The 14,441-nt window shown below is 64.1% G+C and carries 15 protein-coding genes; 7 read left to right on the top strand and 8 right to left on the bottom strand.

The genetic code is table 11. The features are described from left to right. Positions 1 to 98 precede the first annotated feature (98 nt). Both ACWW36_RS02150 and ACWW36_RS02145 read right to left on the bottom strand, forming a co-directional pair. The gene (locus ACWW36_RS02150) at positions 99 to 1,037 is read right to left on the bottom strand and encodes an Acg family FMN-binding oxidoreductase (RefSeq protein WP_456142338.1); all 939 of its coding nucleotides are present in this window, start codon (positions 1,035 to 1,037) and stop codon (positions 99 to 101) included. 47 nt (positions 1,038 to 1,084) lie between these two features. Continuing rightward, on the bottom strand, positions 1,085 to 1,741 hold the full coding sequence (locus ACWW36_RS02145; RefSeq protein WP_456139972.1) for a helix-turn-helix transcriptional regulator: 657 nt from the start codon (positions 1,739 to 1,741) through the stop codon (positions 1,085 to 1,087). Positions 1,742 to 1,786: 45 nt separating this feature from the next. Here ACWW36_RS02145 and ACWW36_RS02140 point away from each other — a divergent pair, with 45 nt between their 5' ends. Continuing rightward, the gene (locus ACWW36_RS02140) at positions 1,787 to 2,191 is read left to right on the top strand and encodes a group III truncated hemoglobin (protein WP_456139971.1); all 405 of its coding nucleotides are present in this window, start codon (positions 1,787 to 1,789) and stop codon (positions 2,189 to 2,191) included. Here ACWW36_RS02140 and ACWW36_RS02135 read toward each other — a convergent pair. Then, positions 2,188 to 2,652 carry a DUF4383 domain-containing protein gene (locus ACWW36_RS02135; protein ID WP_456139970.1) on the bottom strand — a complete coding sequence of 155 codons (465 nt, stop codon included), beginning with the start codon at positions 2,650 to 2,652 and terminating at the stop codon, positions 2,188 to 2,190. The genes ACWW36_RS02140 and ACWW36_RS02135 overlap by 4 nt on opposite strands. Positions 2,653 to 3,171: 519 nt before the next feature. On the opposite strand from ACWW36_RS02135, the gene ACWW36_RS02130 reads away from it, so the two are divergent. Beyond that, positions 3,172 to 3,381: a three-helix bundle dimerization domain-containing protein gene (locus ACWW36_RS02130; protein WP_456139969.1), complete on the top strand. Its 210-nt coding sequence runs from the start codon at positions 3,172 to 3,174 to the stop codon at positions 3,379 to 3,381. A gap of 1 nt (position 3,382) precedes the next feature. Here the strand turns inward: ACWW36_RS02130 and ACWW36_RS02125 are convergent, their stop codons facing one another. From ACWW36_RS02125 to ACWW36_RS02115, 3 genes are all read right to left on the bottom strand, one after another. Next, a complete protein-coding gene (locus tag ACWW36_RS02125; RefSeq protein WP_456139968.1) occupies positions 3,383 to 3,652 on the bottom strand; it encodes a hypothetical protein in 270 nt (89 codons plus the stop codon). Between the two features lie 88 nt (positions 3,653 to 3,740). Continuing rightward, positions 3,741 to 4,556 (bottom strand): enoyl-CoA hydratase/isomerase family protein, encoded by an 816-nt coding sequence (locus tag ACWW36_RS02120; RefSeq protein ID WP_456139967.1) that lies wholly within the window; start codon positions 4,554 to 4,556, stop codon positions 3,741 to 3,743. Then, positions 4,553 to 5,722 carry an aromatic ring-hydroxylating oxygenase subunit alpha gene (locus tag ACWW36_RS02115; protein WP_456139966.1) on the bottom strand — a complete coding sequence of 390 codons (1,170 nt, stop codon included), beginning with the start codon at positions 5,720 to 5,722 and terminating at the stop codon, positions 4,553 to 4,555. The genes ACWW36_RS02120 and ACWW36_RS02115 overlap by 4 nt, the downstream gene beginning before the upstream one ends. A gap of 19 nt (positions 5,723 to 5,741) precedes the next feature. On the opposite strand from ACWW36_RS02115, the gene ACWW36_RS02110 reads away from it, so the two are divergent. Together ACWW36_RS02110 and ACWW36_RS02105 are read left to right on the top strand one after the other, a co-directional pair. Next, entirely contained in the window at positions 5,742 to 6,569 is an 828-nt protein-coding gene (locus ACWW36_RS02110; RefSeq protein ID WP_456139965.1) for a PaaX family transcriptional regulator C-terminal domain-containing protein, read from the top strand. A 175-nt stretch (positions 6,570 to 6,744) separates the two neighbouring features. Further along, entirely contained in the window at positions 6,745 to 8,454 is a 1,710-nt protein-coding gene (locus ACWW36_RS02105) for an alkaline phosphatase family protein (RefSeq protein ID WP_456139964.1), read from the top strand. 27 nt (positions 8,455 to 8,481) lie between these two features. Here ACWW36_RS02105 and ACWW36_RS02100 read toward each other — a convergent pair whose 3' ends face one another. Beyond that, positions 8,482 to 10,353: a propionyl-CoA synthetase gene (locus ACWW36_RS02100; protein ID WP_456139963.1), complete on the bottom strand. Its 1,872-nt coding sequence runs from the start codon at positions 10,351 to 10,353 to the stop codon at positions 8,482 to 8,484. A 42-nt stretch (positions 10,354 to 10,395) separates the two neighbouring features. Between ACWW36_RS02100 and ACWW36_RS02095 the strand changes: the two genes are divergently transcribed. From ACWW36_RS02095 to ACWW36_RS02085, 3 genes are all read left to right on the top strand, one after another. Next, entirely contained in the window at positions 10,396 to 11,259 is an 864-nt protein-coding gene (locus ACWW36_RS02095) for an alpha/beta fold hydrolase (RefSeq protein WP_456139962.1), read from the top strand. Between the two features lie 41 nt (positions 11,260 to 11,300). Then, a complete protein-coding gene (locus ACWW36_RS02090; protein ID WP_456139961.1) occupies positions 11,301 to 11,780 on the top strand; it encodes a DUF309 domain-containing protein in 480 nt (159 codons plus the stop codon). Positions 11,781 to 11,897: 117 nt separating this feature from the next. Then, positions 11,898 to 12,368, top strand: a complete 471-nt coding sequence (locus tag ACWW36_RS02085) for an SRPBCC family protein (RefSeq protein ID WP_456139960.1) — start codon at positions 11,898 to 11,900, stop codon at positions 12,366 to 12,368. Positions 12,369 to 12,382: 14 nt separating this feature from the next. Here ACWW36_RS02085 and ACWW36_RS02080 read toward each other — a convergent pair whose 3' ends face one another. Further along, entirely contained in the window at positions 12,383 to 14,386 is a 2,004-nt protein-coding gene (locus ACWW36_RS02080) for an APC family permease (RefSeq protein ID WP_456139959.1), read from the bottom strand. Positions 14,387 to 14,441: the final 55 nt, after the last annotated feature.

The raw sequence follows: 14,441 nt of genomic DNA, 5'->3' as shown, positions 1-14,441 counted from the left end.
TTCCGTCAGTCGCGAACCGAAGCAGATCTGTCACATGCGCGGGCCGCTGGCCGATGGGTGTCATTGTCGTCGCTCTTGCTCGTGGCTTCAACCACCCGCTAGCTGCGAAATTCGAGGATCTGGTCCACCGGACGGCGTGGTGTCGCCGGAATGTGCTCGTCAGTTGCCGGCGTCCTGCCGACGCGGATCAATAGTTGAGGCTTGCCGTGCTGGCCGGTTAGCCGGCGGATGAGGTCGCGGCTCGGCGCGACTTCCGTCATGTGCGTAAGGGTGCACGTCGCGAGCCCGGCGACCGTGCACTCGAGCAATACCGCCGACAGCGCCTCTCCGCAGCGCAACACTTCATCGCGGTCATCTTCGCTTGTGGACAGCACGACTATCTTCGCGTGGTCCTCTGCGACCTGTGGTCGACGTCCGCCGTATCCGGCGGTCGGGAAGGATCGTGCGACATCAACGCGGCCGGCTTCCGACGCCGCCGGCCGCGAGCTCGGCGGCACTCCCTGGTCAATCTCGAAAGGTGAAGTCCACCAACGTAGTTCAGACTGGTAGGTGGGATCTTGCCGTCGCAACGCCTCGGTGAGCCGGGATGCGTCTGCGAGCTGGGGACGGTCTTCATCGCTCACGACATCCACCGAGACGTCATCCGCGCCGATCGCGTCGCGAATCCTTGACTCCAGCGCAGCCCAGTTCCGTGGTACGGCGAAGGGCAATCGGTCAGTGCGGCGACGAAGGATTGCGTCCGCTCGTTGGCGATGCCCGTCGCTTGACTCCGAAATGCGTGAAAACTCCAGGGTCGCAAGGTGGTCGAGATCCTCGGCGTCGGGAAAGCGTTCGGTGTGAGAGTCCCAGCCAGCTGCGGACATTGCCACCCGAAGGTGATCTAGTACCGCTCCACAGCTCAAGTGAAGTTCCCTACCGGAGGGATCGGCGACATGCAAAAGGCGCTTGCGATCGGCGAACAAATGAATCGCTGCGCCGTCGGCAACCCATCGCCAGGGCTGGCTGTTGTGCAACGACGGCGCGCGCGAGGCGAGCATCACCGCGTCTTGGAGCACGTCTCGTTCCGGTATCGCCGGACCGGCGCTCACGGGTCTGCCCCCGTCAGATGGGCCAGGCACAGATCCGGCTCGACGAACGCCTCCAGCCGGTCGACTGTGAGCGGTGCGCCCCAGGATTCCAACGCTCCCTGCATGAGCCCCAGATGGATCGGGCAGACGACCGAGGACCTGTCCTCAGCCAGTTCGAGGAAGGGGCAGTGCCGCAAGCCGATTTGCACCTCGCCGTCGGCCCCCCGCCGCTGCGGCGCAAAGCCGAGTTCGGCGAGCAGGCCGATCAGCCTGTCGATCGATTGCCGCGATCCCAGCGCCTTGCGCGTCGGCAACGTCATCTGTCTTCCCCACGCACGGCCGGCCTTCAGTGCGTTGGCGCTGGCCTCGCGGTCGCTTGCCATGCTGTGGGTGAGGATCTCCGCGAGCAATCGATAACGCCGAGGACCGCCGGGGTCCATCTTCGGAACGGCGCGGAACAGCAGAGCCGGACGCCCGGGGCGCCGATGGTCTGGTTCGACGCGTTCCACGCGGCCGTCGGCCACCAATGCATCCAGGTGGAATCGCACCGTGTTCGGATGAACGTCAAGCTGTTTCGCGACAGCGACTATCGACATCGCGCTGGCCGCACCCCTCAACACGGCCAGCACGTCCTCGCGACGACTGCCCGTCCCTGTGGCCGTCACGTCCGTCATGGGTTAGAGTTTATACAATAGCGTTTGTATAAAAAAGAGGAAACGATGAGGGATCTCGCCGATCGGGCCGATGTGCGGTTGCTGCTGGTGCGCTTCTACAGCCGGGTGTTCGACGATGAGGCTCTCGCCGAACCGTTCAGCGAGTTGCGGGCGAAAGGCCTTGAGTCGCATCTGCCGGTGATGTGCGACTTCTGGGAAACCGTGTTGTTTCGCTCCGGGCTCTACCATGGCAACGCTCTGGTGGTTCATCGGCTGCTCGATGAACGGTATCCGTTGTGCGCCAACCACTTCACCCGATGGCTCACACTGTGGAATGACACCGTCGATGAGCTGTACCGCGGTCCTGCGGCCGACCGCGCAAAGATTCAGGCCGCTAGAATCGCCAAGTCTATGCACCGGCGGCTTCGTGGCGTCGACGCGAGTGAATTGGATGCTTTGGTCTCCCGCTAAGACGACGAGGCGCGAACCTTCACGCGCCGTTTCGTCGGGTCGTGCTGCCCGGCGAGCGTGACGCCCAGAAGCACCATGCCCGCGCCAAGGCCGAAGTGCAACCAGTTGTCGGCGGCGTTGACGGGCATGAAGTTGGCGTTACTGCCGTGGTCGATGACAAGGCCGTACACCCACAGCCCGAGGTAGAGCAGTCCACCGCCGAGGAAGTATGCCCGCGCGGCCGCGTACGTTCGGGCCATCACGAGTCCCAGTACGCCGAGTGCCAGGTGCAGCACGTTGTGCAGGCCGGAGACTGCGAACACCCCGAACAGCATGGCGCCGGAATGGTGGCCGGCCCAGCTCAGGTGGCCGAAGTCGGTCGTCACGCCCGGGACGAAACCCAGGATGCCGACGAGGATGAAGCCGGCGCCGACGATCATCGCGGCACCCTGCACCGCCATGTACTTGGGCGCTGTCGCCATCACCCCACCTCCCCTGGCTTATTGACGCAAGAGAAATACCCCCACCGCCGCGCGGCTAACCCGGTTTTGGTTGCCATCCTCACCCCTTCTCCGAGTAGGGACGATCAAGTACCCAGGTGAAGGGTGGGCAAACACGACAAAATGCGCGGAGCGAACACTCCGCGTGCTATTTGCTGTTGGTAGGCGGCCGCGCCGCCTGGCGGCTACTTCTTAACGTTGCAGTTGGGCGGGTTTCCGCAGTGGTGGCCGTTGTCGCAGGCGTTGCAATGACAGGTGCAGCCCGAACCCGCCTTGACTTCTGATACTCGCATCGCAGATCAACTCCTCTATTGCTCTTGTTGCTCTGGCCTCTCGAGTGGACGCATATCAACATATGCCCACATGACTATGGGTCCGATCATTTTGGACATAATTGGTGTCTGGTGGCCGTGAGCAGATGTGCATGACTCGGAAAAGGCTTGGCGCCCACGTGATCTCCAAAACGTTGACGGTTTGGTGAACGGCAGAGAAACTGTTGGGGTGATCGAGTTGAGCGAACAGACGGTCATCGAGCAGCTAGTCGCGCGCCTCACCAGTCGTTACCCCTCGATTTCCGAGGCAACGGTATCGGCGGTGGTCCGTGAGGCGCACTCCCGATACGACGGGAAACCGCTGCGTGACTTCGTCCCCCTGCTGGTCGAGCGCAACGCCAGGAGCGAGCTTGACCGCCTCGGGGCTATGGCCGGGTAGCTCAGAGCGCCGAGAAGCGGCGGTCGATGGCCTCGATCATGCGGTCGAGGTTTCGGTGTTCGGCTTCGTTTTCCCGGATCTGGCGACGCATCCGGCTGATCGCCATCGAGTCCGCCCTACCCGACATCGCGTTCAGCTTGGCAGTCTGTCGCGACAGCTTGGCGGCTACCACCAAGCGGTAGTCGGCGAGTGCGCCGCGGAAGTACGCGGCCTGTAGCGAATCGGACACGCGCGCCACGGCATCATCTGGGGAGATGCTGGGAATTGCCATCGCGAACACGGTAACCGAGCTACCGGCCGTCGGCGACTCGGGGCAGCTAGGGAAGGAATCTAGTTGTCCAACATGAATTTCGGGGACGCTAAAGCGAGCGACTCAGGCCAGGTGTGAGCGGCGTGATGTCGGTGCGACGGTCAGGGTGGTCGCGTTCATTGAACTGGCGTAGGCCTTCGAAGGTTTCCGGCGCGCTGATCGACCGGTTGAAGCACTGCGCCTCGATGCTCAGACCCTCGTCGAGTGGCCGGCCTTGACCGGTGCGGGCGGCTTCGATGTCGGTGCGCATCGCCGGCTGGGGGAGCTGGGCGATGGATTGCGCGAGGTCGAGCGCCCGCTGCAGGCACGTGCCTTTGGGTACCACTTCGTTGACGAGGCCGATGCGGTGGGCTTCATGAGCGTCGATGACTCGTCCGGTGATGATCAACTCGATCGCGCGGCGGTAGCCGAGGATGCGGGTGAGCCGTTGGGTGCCGCCGTCGGCCAGCCCGATGTTCCAGCGCCGGCAGGTGACGCCGAACGATGCGTGCTCGTCGGCGATCGCCAGGTCGGTCCAGCTTGCCCACTCCAACCCGCCGGCGTATGCGACGCCGTTGACCGCCGCGATGGTGGGTTTGTAGATGTCGGTCCACCGCGACGGACCGAGGACGCCGTCGTCCGGGCTGGCGTCGACCTCGAGCTCGCCCGCGAACGCCGCCTTGAGGTCACCGCCCGCGCAGAACGCATCCTCACCTGCTCCGGTGAGGATGCCGACCAGTGCGTCGTCGTCGGCCCGAAAGCGGCTCCACGCGTCGACGAGCTCCCGATGCGTCTGCGGCCCAATGGCATTCATGCGTTCGGGCCGGTTGATCGTGATGATCGTGACGGGGCCGCGCTGCTCGTAGGTCAGGTGCTCGTAGGTCATCGGGTGTGCGCCAGTCGCTCGTCGAGGGTGGCGTGGAAGCGCCCGATCGCGCTTTCGTGTGTGCCGAACTCCACGAACTCGTTGGCACCGGCGTACAGGCCGCGCTGTACGCCTTCCGACATTTCGTTGTCTTCCACGCCGCCCTCGTTGAGCAGGTTGCGCGCTCCGGCGGCGTCTTCGGGGTTGGCCGACACGCGCTCGGAAACGTTGGGCGTGACCATCGCATAGATCGTGACGGTGGTGTGGCCGACGTCGATCGGATCGATGGTTATCACGAGCACTTGATTGGGGAACGTCGCGACCATGACATTCGGGAACAGGTGATACACGTAGGTCACCCGGTGCCCGACGGTCCAGGTCGACTCGGGACGGTCACGCAAACGTTCAATGTTCTGGTAGGGGAAGGTTATTCGGGTGTTCGGACCGAACGGCTCGACGACGTTGAGGTCGTCGTACTGGATCGGGTAGAAGGTGTCTTTGTGCGTCGTGCGGATGTGGTAGCCCTCGAGGAACTGCTCGACGAGAACCTTCCAGTTCATCGCGCGTAGCGCGGGTCTCACGGTGAAGAGCCGATCGGCGGGCAGCAGCTTGTCGCGCCACGGGCTGCCGTCGGTCAAGGCCGCCATCGCGGCGTCGGCGCGTTGAGGATCGATGGAGGGCGACAGCGGGCCGATGACGATGAGGCCGTCGACTTCACGGCTGTCGACTTCGACCAGTCCGCGGGTGGACATATCCAGGTCGGGGAAGGCCTCGGCGTGGGGAACGTGTGAAAGGGTGCCGTCGAGGCGGTACGTCCAGCCGTGATAGCGGCACACCAACGCATGTGTGCAGCCCGGCCCCTCGACGAGTGCCATCCCGCGGTGCCGGCATGAGTTGCGGAATACCCGCGCCCGGCCGTCGCGGTCGCGCACCGCGAACAAGGGCACGCCGAAGGTCACGCGCTCGGCGTGGTCGCCGGCCTTGGGGATCGCCGCGGATGGTAGGTAGACGCTCGGAAACGAGCGCAGGACCTCGAGTTCCTTGGTGAATCGGATTGGGTTCAAATAGTTCTCGACCGGTTCGCGCCAGGGGGCGCCTTCATCGGTCGTGCCGGCGTCGATGTGCGCGAAGATGCGGCGAACGATCTCCACATCGTCGGCGACCGACGCCCTTGTCGGTGTGCTCATACTGTGCGAGTATCACACTATGACCGTCACGCGTCAACAGTATCGTGAGATACGCGAACGCCGTGCCCGCGTGACCGACTTGATCGGCGACCGCCCGCTGAGCGCGCGGTCGGTCCTTGCGACGGCCTTACTGGGCGCCGACCAGCCTCACCTGACAGTGGGTGAACTCGTGGCGATGGCCTCGCTGTTCGGCATCAGCGACGGCGCAGCCCGGACATGCCTGTGGCGAATGGCGTCCAACGGGGAACTCACTGCAGACGACGGAACTTATGCGCTTGCCGGTCCCTTGCTGGAACGGCGGGAACGTGTCGACGAGGCGTCGAGGATCAGGGACGTCGCGGCTGCGCCCTGGGATGGCACGTGGGAATTGGCGGTCGTCTCGCTGGACCGCCGATCGGCGGCTGACCGGCTCGCGCTGCGCAAAGCCGCAACGGCGTTGCATCTCGCCGAACTGCGAGAAGGTGTGTGGTTACGTCCAGATAACCTTGACCCGCAACGGCTTCCGGCGTCGCGAGCGGTGCTGGATCGGCAGTGCACGCATTTCCACGGTGCCGCCACCGACATTCCCGTCGACATCGTGAGGTCCCTTTTCAGTCTTGGCGATTGGGCCGCCGACGCCCGCAGGCTCACGCATGCCATGCACGACGAGCTCGAGGCCGAAGCGTCTGGCGCCGACGACTTCGCCTATCGGTTCGCGCTGTCCGTCGCCGTGGTCCGGCATCTGCAACTCGACCCGTTGCTGCCAAAGGAATTCACGCCGACAGATTGGCCGGGCCACGAGTTGCGCAACACCTACCGTCGTTTCGACGACGTGTTCAAGCAACTGCTGAGTACAGCTTTTCGTTGACTCTGCGCGCACGGTCCGCGCCCCAGGTGCGGAGCCGATGTCGGAGAGCGCCCCGCGTCGGCAATGCACGCAGATGAGAAGCGTTTCAGTGAGTGAAACGAGCAAGAGTTGTGTTGCCGACCAAGTCGTATTGTTAGCCGAGTCTTCAGCCCAACTAGCGGTGACTGGTGCGGCCATGAATTCCCATCAGCTGGAGGTCAATGTGTCGATCCGGGATCATCGCGGTCAGGGCGGCAATGCCGGCTTCCCTGTGCCCCAAGGCGGCTGGGGCAACATGTCGGGCGCCGATGTACGCGACCACCGCACAGATGAGTCACAGATCATCCGGGATCACCGCTCGAGCAAGGTGAAGCACATATTCGTACTGATGATGGAGAATCGGTCGTTCGACCATCTCCTAGGTTTTTCTCGCATCACCGGCACAGACGCCGCCACCGGTCAACCCACCCAGATAGAGGGTCTCAACCAGAACGGGCACATTCAATCGAATGTGTTTGACTCGACGACGTTTGTCGTGTCACCTGACGCGCCGGACAGGATCATCAACGAGCCGGGGCCCGGTCACATGTTCTCGGATGTGCTGACCCAATTGTGCGGACAGGGCGCGAAACTCACGCCAAATGGGCCGTACCCGTATGTCAACAACTCGGGCTTCGTCGCCTCCTATCATGCAAACGGGGCCACGAATCCCGGCGACGTGATGAGGTGCTTCAATCCCGACAGCTTGCCGGTGCTCACGCAGTTGGCTAGGGAGTTCGTTGTCTGCGACCACTGGTTCAGTTCGATGCCTGGACCTACGGAGCCGAATCGAATGTTCGTACACGCCGCGACGAGCAGAGATTACGACGATTCACCTTCAGGAGCGAAGCAAGGTTCAACGATTTTCGGCATCGACGCCGACTTCATCCTCGCATGGCCTACCGACGGACAGGCACATATTCATCACGGCTTCACCTTCCCCGGAGGAACGATCTTCAGCCGGCTTCGCGCGGCGAAACTACCTTTCCGCATCTACACAGATGACGGCACGCCGAATGCGGCAGAACTAAACGACATCGAACTCACCGACATACACAGCTACGAACGCTTCGCCGACGACATCAACTCCGGCAACTACGAACCTGTCTACACATTTATCGAGCCGGACTACGACACCGCGTTGATCGAAGAGAGTTCGGTAGGCGGGAATTCGCAGCATCCGCGTGGCAGTGTCGCGGCGGGTGAACGTTTCATCAAAGAAACCTACGAAGCCATCAGGCGCTCTCCGCTCTGGGGTGAGAGCATGACAATCGTCACCTACGACGAACACGGCGGCTTCTACGACCATGTCGCCCCACCGCCGGGCCGCCCCACGGGTTCCGTAGGTAGCGACCACGGATTCACTTTCGACCGGCTTGGGCCCCGCGTGCCCACAATCGTCATCTCCCCGTTGGCACCCAGGAATCTTGTCGAGCACCGTCATTTCGATCACTGCGCAATACTGGCAACCGTCGAGCGCGTCTTCGGACTTCCGCCTCTGCTCGAACGCGACAAGTTGGGCAGTGGCCTCAACCACCTCATCACTTTGGACACGCCGCGGACAGATGCCCCCGTCACCTTGGTCGAGGCGTTGAAGTCGACACCGGCGCCTGACGACATCGCCCCTCCCGCCGGCACATCGCTGGCCGACAGTCCCGACCACAGCCTCGACTCAGAGCTTCGTGCAGCACTGCTGAATCAACTCCGAGCCGCACCGGCCGACCAACGCGAAGCGATCCTTCAACGCGCCCAGCAGGTTACAACCTATGGAGCCGCACGCGCGTACCTGTCGGCGTCCCGTACATCGGCGCGCGCCAATGCGGTCGGACAGCGGCACGTACCCGACTTGGGAAGAACAATCGACTGACGTCAATGGCCGTGGCGAAAGCGCGCCTCAGTCGCGGAGAATAGGTTTGAGCGCGTCGAGCACCGCTGGATCTTCGATCGTCGACGGGACCGGCTCGTTCTTGCCATGTGCGATGCCGCGCATGGTCTTACGCAAAATCTTGCCTGATCGCGTCTTGGGCAATGCCGTCACCACATCCACCAACTTGAAGCACGCGACGGCGCCGATCTCCTGACGCACCAACGCAATCAGCTCCTTGGCCAGGCCCTCCGCTTGTGCGCCGGACTTGAGTACGACGAAGCCCCGCGGCACCTGCCCCTTGATCTGGTCGTGGACGCCAATGACGGCGCACTCCGCGACGGCGGGGTGAGACGCTAGCACCTCCTCGATCGAGCCCGTCGAAAGCCGGTGTCCCGCAACGTTGATGACGTCGTCGATGCGGCCCATCACGAACAGATATCCGTCCTCGTCGAAGTATCCGCCGTCGCCCGTCAGGTAGTAACCCGGATGCTCGCACAGATACGAGGCCTCATAGCGATCGTCGTCGCCCCACAGCGTCGGCAGTGTGCCAGGCGGCAGCGGCAAGCCGATACAGATCGCACCTTCTTCGCCGGGCCCGCACTCGGAGCCGTCGATGTGCAGGATCCGAACGTCATACCCGGGCATCGGCACGGTTGGCGAGCCTGGCTTGATCGGCATCGGTTCCAGCCCCATGGGGTTGGCGGCGATCGCCCACCCGGTTTCGGTCTGCCACCAGTGATCGACGACGGGGATGCCGAGCACGTCGGAGGCCCAGCCGTAGGTGGCGGGATCCAGGCGTTCGCCGGCCTGGAATAGATACTTCATCGCCGAGAGGTCGTACTTGCCGAGGTGCATGGCCTCGGGGTCCGCCCTTTTGATCGCGCGTATCGCGGTCGGCGCCGTGAACAACGCCTTGACCCCATGATCGGATGCGACGCGCCAGAACGCACCCGCATCCGGTGTGCCGATCGGCTTGCCTTCGTAGAGCACCGTCGTGGCGCCGAGCAGCAGCGGGCCGTAGACGATATAGGAGTGCCCGACCACCCAGCCGACGTCGGACGCGGCCCAGAACACGTCCCCGGGGGCGATGTCGTAGATGTTGCGCATGCTCCACAGCAGCGCGACCGCGTGTCCGCCGTTGTCGCGGACGATGCCTTTGGGTTTTCCCGTGGTGCCTGAGGTGTAGAGGACGTACAACGGGTCGGTTGCCGCGACAGGTACCGGATCGACAGGCCCTGCGTTGGCCATCAACTCGTCCCAGTCAAGGTCACGGTCGGGCGTGAGTTCGCAGCGGCTTCGGTCGCGCTGCACGATCACGCAGGAGCGCGGCGGGTGCGAGGCGGCTTCGATGGCGGCGTCGAGCATCGGCTTGTAGTCGACGGTCCGCGACGGCTCGATCCCGCATGAGGCCGACACGATAACGGCGGGTTGGGCATCGTCGATTCGGGTCGCGAGCTCGTGGGCGGCGAACCCACCGAACACCACCGAATGCACAGCGCCCAGTCGCGCGCAAGCCAGCATCGCGATGGCGGCCTCGGGGATCATCGGCATGTAGATGATCACCCGGTCGCCCTTGTCGACGCCGAGGGCGCGCAGAGCGCCTGCGAATCGCGCTGTCTGGTCGAGCAATTCGCGATATGTGTAGGTGCGTTGCGTGCCGGTCACGGGCGAGTCGTAGATCAATGCCGGTTGGTCGGCGCGACCGCCCTCGACGTGGCGGTCAAGTGCGTTGGCGCAGGTGTTCAGCTCCCCGTCGGGGAACCACCGATAGAAGGGCGGGTTGGAGTCGTCGAGGATGCGCTGCGGCTCGCGGGTCCAGGTCACCGCCCGCGCGGCGTCAGCCCAGAACGCCACGGGGTCGGCGATGCTCGCGTTGAACAGGTCGCGATATCCAGCCATAACGGCACCGTAGCGCGGGAGGCAGTCTCTATAGTCCGATTCATGACTGCCGATCCGCCGCCGATCGGCGGCGTGCGCCGGTCGTACGTCGAAGCGCGCGGCGTGCGGTTTCACGTGACGGAGTCCGGTCCGCCCGACGGGCGTCCCGTCGTCGCGCTGCACGGCTGGCCGCAGCACCATTGGGCGTACCGCGATCTGCTCGCCGATCCGCCGCAGGGGCTGCGCATCATCGCGCCCGACCTGCCCGGATACGGCTGGTCGGGGCCGCCGCCGCACAAATGGGCGAAGGAGGACGTCGCCAGCGACGTCTTCGCGCTCCTCGATGCGCTCGGCCTCGACCGGGTGCTGCTGGTCGGCCACGATTGGGGCGCATTCGTCGGGTATCTGATGGTCTTGCGGGCACCGGAGCGATTCGACGGGTTCCTCGCGCTCAACATGGCCCACCCGTGGGTCCCCCCGCGCGTCCTTCTGCCACAAATGTGGCGGCTGCTCACATATCAGCCGCAGATGGCCACGGCCGGAGCGCTGTTGCAGCGGCACACACCGTTCTTGAACCTGGTCTTTCGCATCGGATCCGCCATGGATCGCGAAACGTATCGGGTGTACGCCGACCGCTTCCGTGACCCGGTGTGTGCCCGCGCCGGCCGGGACACATACCGGACGTTCTGGCTACGCGAGATCCCAAGTAGTGCAAGGCATTCCGAGACACGCCGGGCCACCGTGCCGATCCGCGCGCTGTTCGGAACGCGCGACACCGCCGTTCACCGCTCATTCGCCGCACCAGAAACCGCGAACGCCGACGACTACACGCTGGAAACGGTCGACACGACGCACTTCATCATCGACGAGCGGCCCGACCACGTGCGGGCGAAGCTGATTGCGCTCGCCGGGGAGACGGCTCACTGACCTGCTCCCGTGGGGTCCAACCGAACTGTCAGGATGAACTGGTGGCGGACCGTGATCGCGACGAGTCGGGCAAGGCGCGCAGCAGTCGTCCGCGTGACGCGCTGGGACGCCCGCTGCCGCATGGCCGCGAGGGCGTACCGCGCATTCCGGACGATCTGGATCTGCCTCCCGCCGATTCGCTCGCGTACGCGCAGGAGCTGCTGGACCGCGGACTGGCGTTCAACGCCCACGAGGTGCTCGAGGCGGCGTGGAAGAACGCTCCCGATGACGAGCGCAGGATGTGGCAGGGATTGGCGCAGCTCGCAGTGGGCATCACCCACATCCAGCGTGGCAATGCTGCCGGCGCCGCAGCCGTTGTGCGTCGGGCCGCAGACCGGCTCGCTGAACGGACCGACAGCGCGCCGCATGGTGTCGATGTCGACGGGCTGATCGCCTACGCCCGTGCGCTCGTTGACGATCTGGCCCGGGGAACCGACATCTCGGCCGAGCGTTTGCGGCCGCGACTGCGGCGCAGGGGCTAGCCGCGCGATTCACTCGGCTTTCAAGCGTTTGGCATCGCCGGTGCCGGGTAGCCCGACACCGTGGCAACAGGACGGCGCTTCGTGCGGATAAGTGGCCAATGACTGAGAGGACATCGGATGGCGGAACCGGAGGAGGCGGACAGCTTGTTGACCGCGACGCGTGACACCACGGCGACGCGACAACAAGTGTGGAACGTCATTGCCGACGGCTGGACGTATTCACAGTGGGTCGTGGGCAACACCCGAATGCGAGCGGTCGACCCGCACTGGCCGGCCGTCGGCAGCAAGATCCACCACACCATCGGCATATGGCCGGTGGTGCTCAACGACGAGACGGAGGTCGAGTCGTCGAGGCCGCTGGAGGAGCTTGTCCTGCGCGCGAAAGGCAGGCCGTTCGGTGGTGCGCGAATTACGTTGCGGCTCTTCGATTCCGACGGCGGCTGTCGCATCGACATGGCCGAGGTTCCGATCGGCGGACCGCTCAGTCTGGTGCCACGCCGACTGGCGTTGGCTGCGGCATGGCCCAGGAATCGCGAATGCCTGCGGCGCATGGCCGCGCTGGCCGAACGCCGGGAAGAGCCAGAGTGAGCGGGAAAGCAGTGCTATGAGCTCGCGGCCGAACGGTCGATGCCTCTACGGATTTCGCCGGGGACGTGTTCGACGCGGGCGAGGTCTCGGTGTGACGACGAATGCAGCTGCCACGGCACGCTGGTGACCATCACGCCGGGCTCGAACAGTAGCCGGCCCTTGAGCCGCAACGAACTCTGGTTGTGTAACGCGTTTTCCCACCACCGGCCGACGACATATTCCGGGATGTAGATGTTGACCACGTCGCGCGGACCGTTCTGTCGTTGTTTCTTGATGTAGTTGACGACGGGGCGGGTGATCTCGCGGTACGGCGACTCGATCACCTTGAGTGGGATGTCGACGCTGAGCTCTTCCCATTCGCGCACTAGTGCCCTGGTCTCGGCATCGTCGACGTTGACGGTCAGCGCCGTGAGAGTGTCGGGTCTATTCGCCTTGGCGAACATCAGTGCGCGTTGAGTTGCCTTGTGCCAGCCCGAGATCAGCACAATGGCATGAATCCTCGCAGGCAGCGTCGGCTCATCTTCCCCGGTGCGCAGCTCGGCCCGCACGGCCGCATAGTGCCGGTGAACGCTCTGCATCAGCACGCATATCACCGGAATCGCGATGACCACCAAGTAGGCGCCATGGGTGAACTTGGTGACCATGACGACCACGAGGACTACGCCGGTGAAACACGCGCCGAAAGCGTTGATGGCTCGGGCGCGGTGGATCCGTAGCCGTTCTGCGGGGGTCGCGGCGACCCGCAACGCCCGATTCCAGTGCACCACCATGCCGATCTGGCACAGCGTGAACGACGTGAACACGCCGAGGATGTAGAGCTGGATCAATCGGGTGGTGGAACCGTCGAACGCGTAGATCAACCCGCCTGCGATCACGGCGAGCAGGATGATGCCGTTCGAATAGGCCAGCCGGTCGCCTCGGGTGTGCAGCTGGCGCGGCAGATAACGGTCGTGAGCGAGAATCGAGCTGAGAAGCGGGAATCCGTTGTATGCGGTGTTCGCGGCCAGGATCAGGATCAGCGCCGTCGCGCCTTGGATGTAGTAGAACAGGATGCTGTTGTTGCCGAACACGGCGGCGGCGATCTGCGCGATGACAGTACGCTGGGCGTCGTTATTGCAGTCGCCGGGGAACCCGATCAGGTCACAAGCACGTTCGGCGATGCGGACATTCGCGATCAGCGCCAGCGCGGTGACCCCGGCGAACATTGTGATCGCCAGCGTGCCCATCAACGTCATCGTTCGTGCGGCGTTGAGTGCCTTGGGTTTCCGAAACGCCGGCACACCGTTGGAGATGGCCTCGACCCCGGTGAGGGCGGTGCAGCCCGAGGAGAAGGCGCGAAGCGCCAACAACGATATCGCCAGGGTATTCAGGCCGGCTTGCTCGGCGTGAATCCCGTAGTGCGCACTTTCGGCTTGTGGCGCATCACCAACAAGTGCGCGGAACAAGCCGAGAGCGATCATCAGCATCACTCCTGCGATGAACGCGTAGGTCGGGACGGAGAACGCTCGTCCGGACTCGCGTACGCCGCGCAAGTTCATCGCGGTGAGCACCACGATGAATGCGATGTTGATCCCCACCCGATACGAATTGAGTTCGGGCACCGCCGAAATGATGTTGTCCACGCCTGCGGCGACGGAGACCGCCACCGTCATCACGTAGTCGACGAGCAGCGCGGCGGCGACCACAAGCCCGGCACGTGGGCCAAGGTTCTGCGAAACCACTTCGTAGGACCCGCCACCGCTCGGATAGGCCTGCACAACTTGCCGATACGAGAGGACCACCACGGCGAGCAGCAGCACGACAGCTGCCGCGATCCACGGAGTGAGGTAGAGGTAAGTCAGCCCACCGAGGGTGAGGATCAGCAGGATTTCCTGCGTCGCGTAGGCGACGGAGGACAACGGGTCGCTGGCGAAGATGGGCAGTGCGATCCGTTTCGGCAACAAGGTATGGCCGAGTCGGTCGCTGCGGAAAGGCCGCCCGACGACCAAGCGTTTAACCAATGACGTCGGTGACGACACGGCCGAAGCCTAGTGTCGAAATCGGTGCCAGCGCTCGTCGCGGCCCGTATAGATT

Source organism: Mycobacterium sp. MMS18-G62, from assembly GCF_053877835.1.
The sequence above is the reverse complement of the archived record's forward strand: the minus strand, read 5'-3'. Positions and strand labels throughout refer to the sequence as shown.

Excerpts from the sequence above, each read along its gene's own strand:
- ACWW36_RS02100 (WP_456139963.1), bottom strand. The coding sequence starts at position 10,353 with ATGGCTGGATATCGCGACCTGTTCAACGCGAGCATCGCCGACCCCGTG.
- ACWW36_RS02115 (WP_456139966.1), bottom strand. The coding sequence starts at position 5,722 with ATGAGCACACCGACAAGGGCGTCGGTCGCCGACGATGTGGAGATCGTT.
- ACWW36_RS02110 (WP_456139965.1), top strand. The coding sequence starts at position 5,742 with ATGACCGTCACGCGTCAACAGTATCGTGAGATACGCGAACGCCGTGCC.
- ACWW36_RS02145 (WP_456139972.1), bottom strand. The coding sequence starts at position 1,741 with ATGACGGACGTGACGGCCACAGGGACGGGCAGTCGTCGCGAGGACGTG.
- ACWW36_RS02125 (WP_456139968.1), bottom strand. The coding sequence starts at position 3,652 with ATGGCAATTCCCAGCATCTCCCCAGATGATGCCGTGGCGCGCGTGTCC.
- ACWW36_RS02140 (WP_456139971.1), top strand. The coding sequence starts at position 1,787 with ATGAGGGATCTCGCCGATCGGGCCGATGTGCGGTTGCTGCTGGTGCGC.
- ACWW36_RS02085 (WP_456139960.1), top strand. The coding sequence starts at position 11,898 with ATGGCGGAACCGGAGGAGGCGGACAGCTTGTTGACCGCGACGCGTGAC.
- ACWW36_RS02150 (WP_456142338.1), bottom strand. The coding sequence starts at position 1,037 with ATGCTCGCCTCGCGCGCGCCGTCGTTGCACAACAGCCAGCCCTGGCGA.
- ACWW36_RS02095 (WP_456139962.1), top strand. The coding sequence starts at position 10,396 with ATGACTGCCGATCCGCCGCCGATCGGCGGCGTGCGCCGGTCGTACGTC.
- ACWW36_RS02135 (WP_456139970.1), bottom strand. The coding sequence starts at position 2,652 with ATGGCGACAGCGCCCAAGTACATGGCGGTGCAGGGTGCCGCGATGATC.
- ACWW36_RS02120 (WP_456139967.1), bottom strand. The coding sequence starts at position 4,556 with ATGACCTACGAGCACCTGACCTACGAGCAGCGCGGCCCCGTCACGATC.
- ACWW36_RS02105 (WP_456139964.1), top strand. The coding sequence starts at position 6,745 with ATGAATTCCCATCAGCTGGAGGTCAATGTGTCGATCCGGGATCATCGC.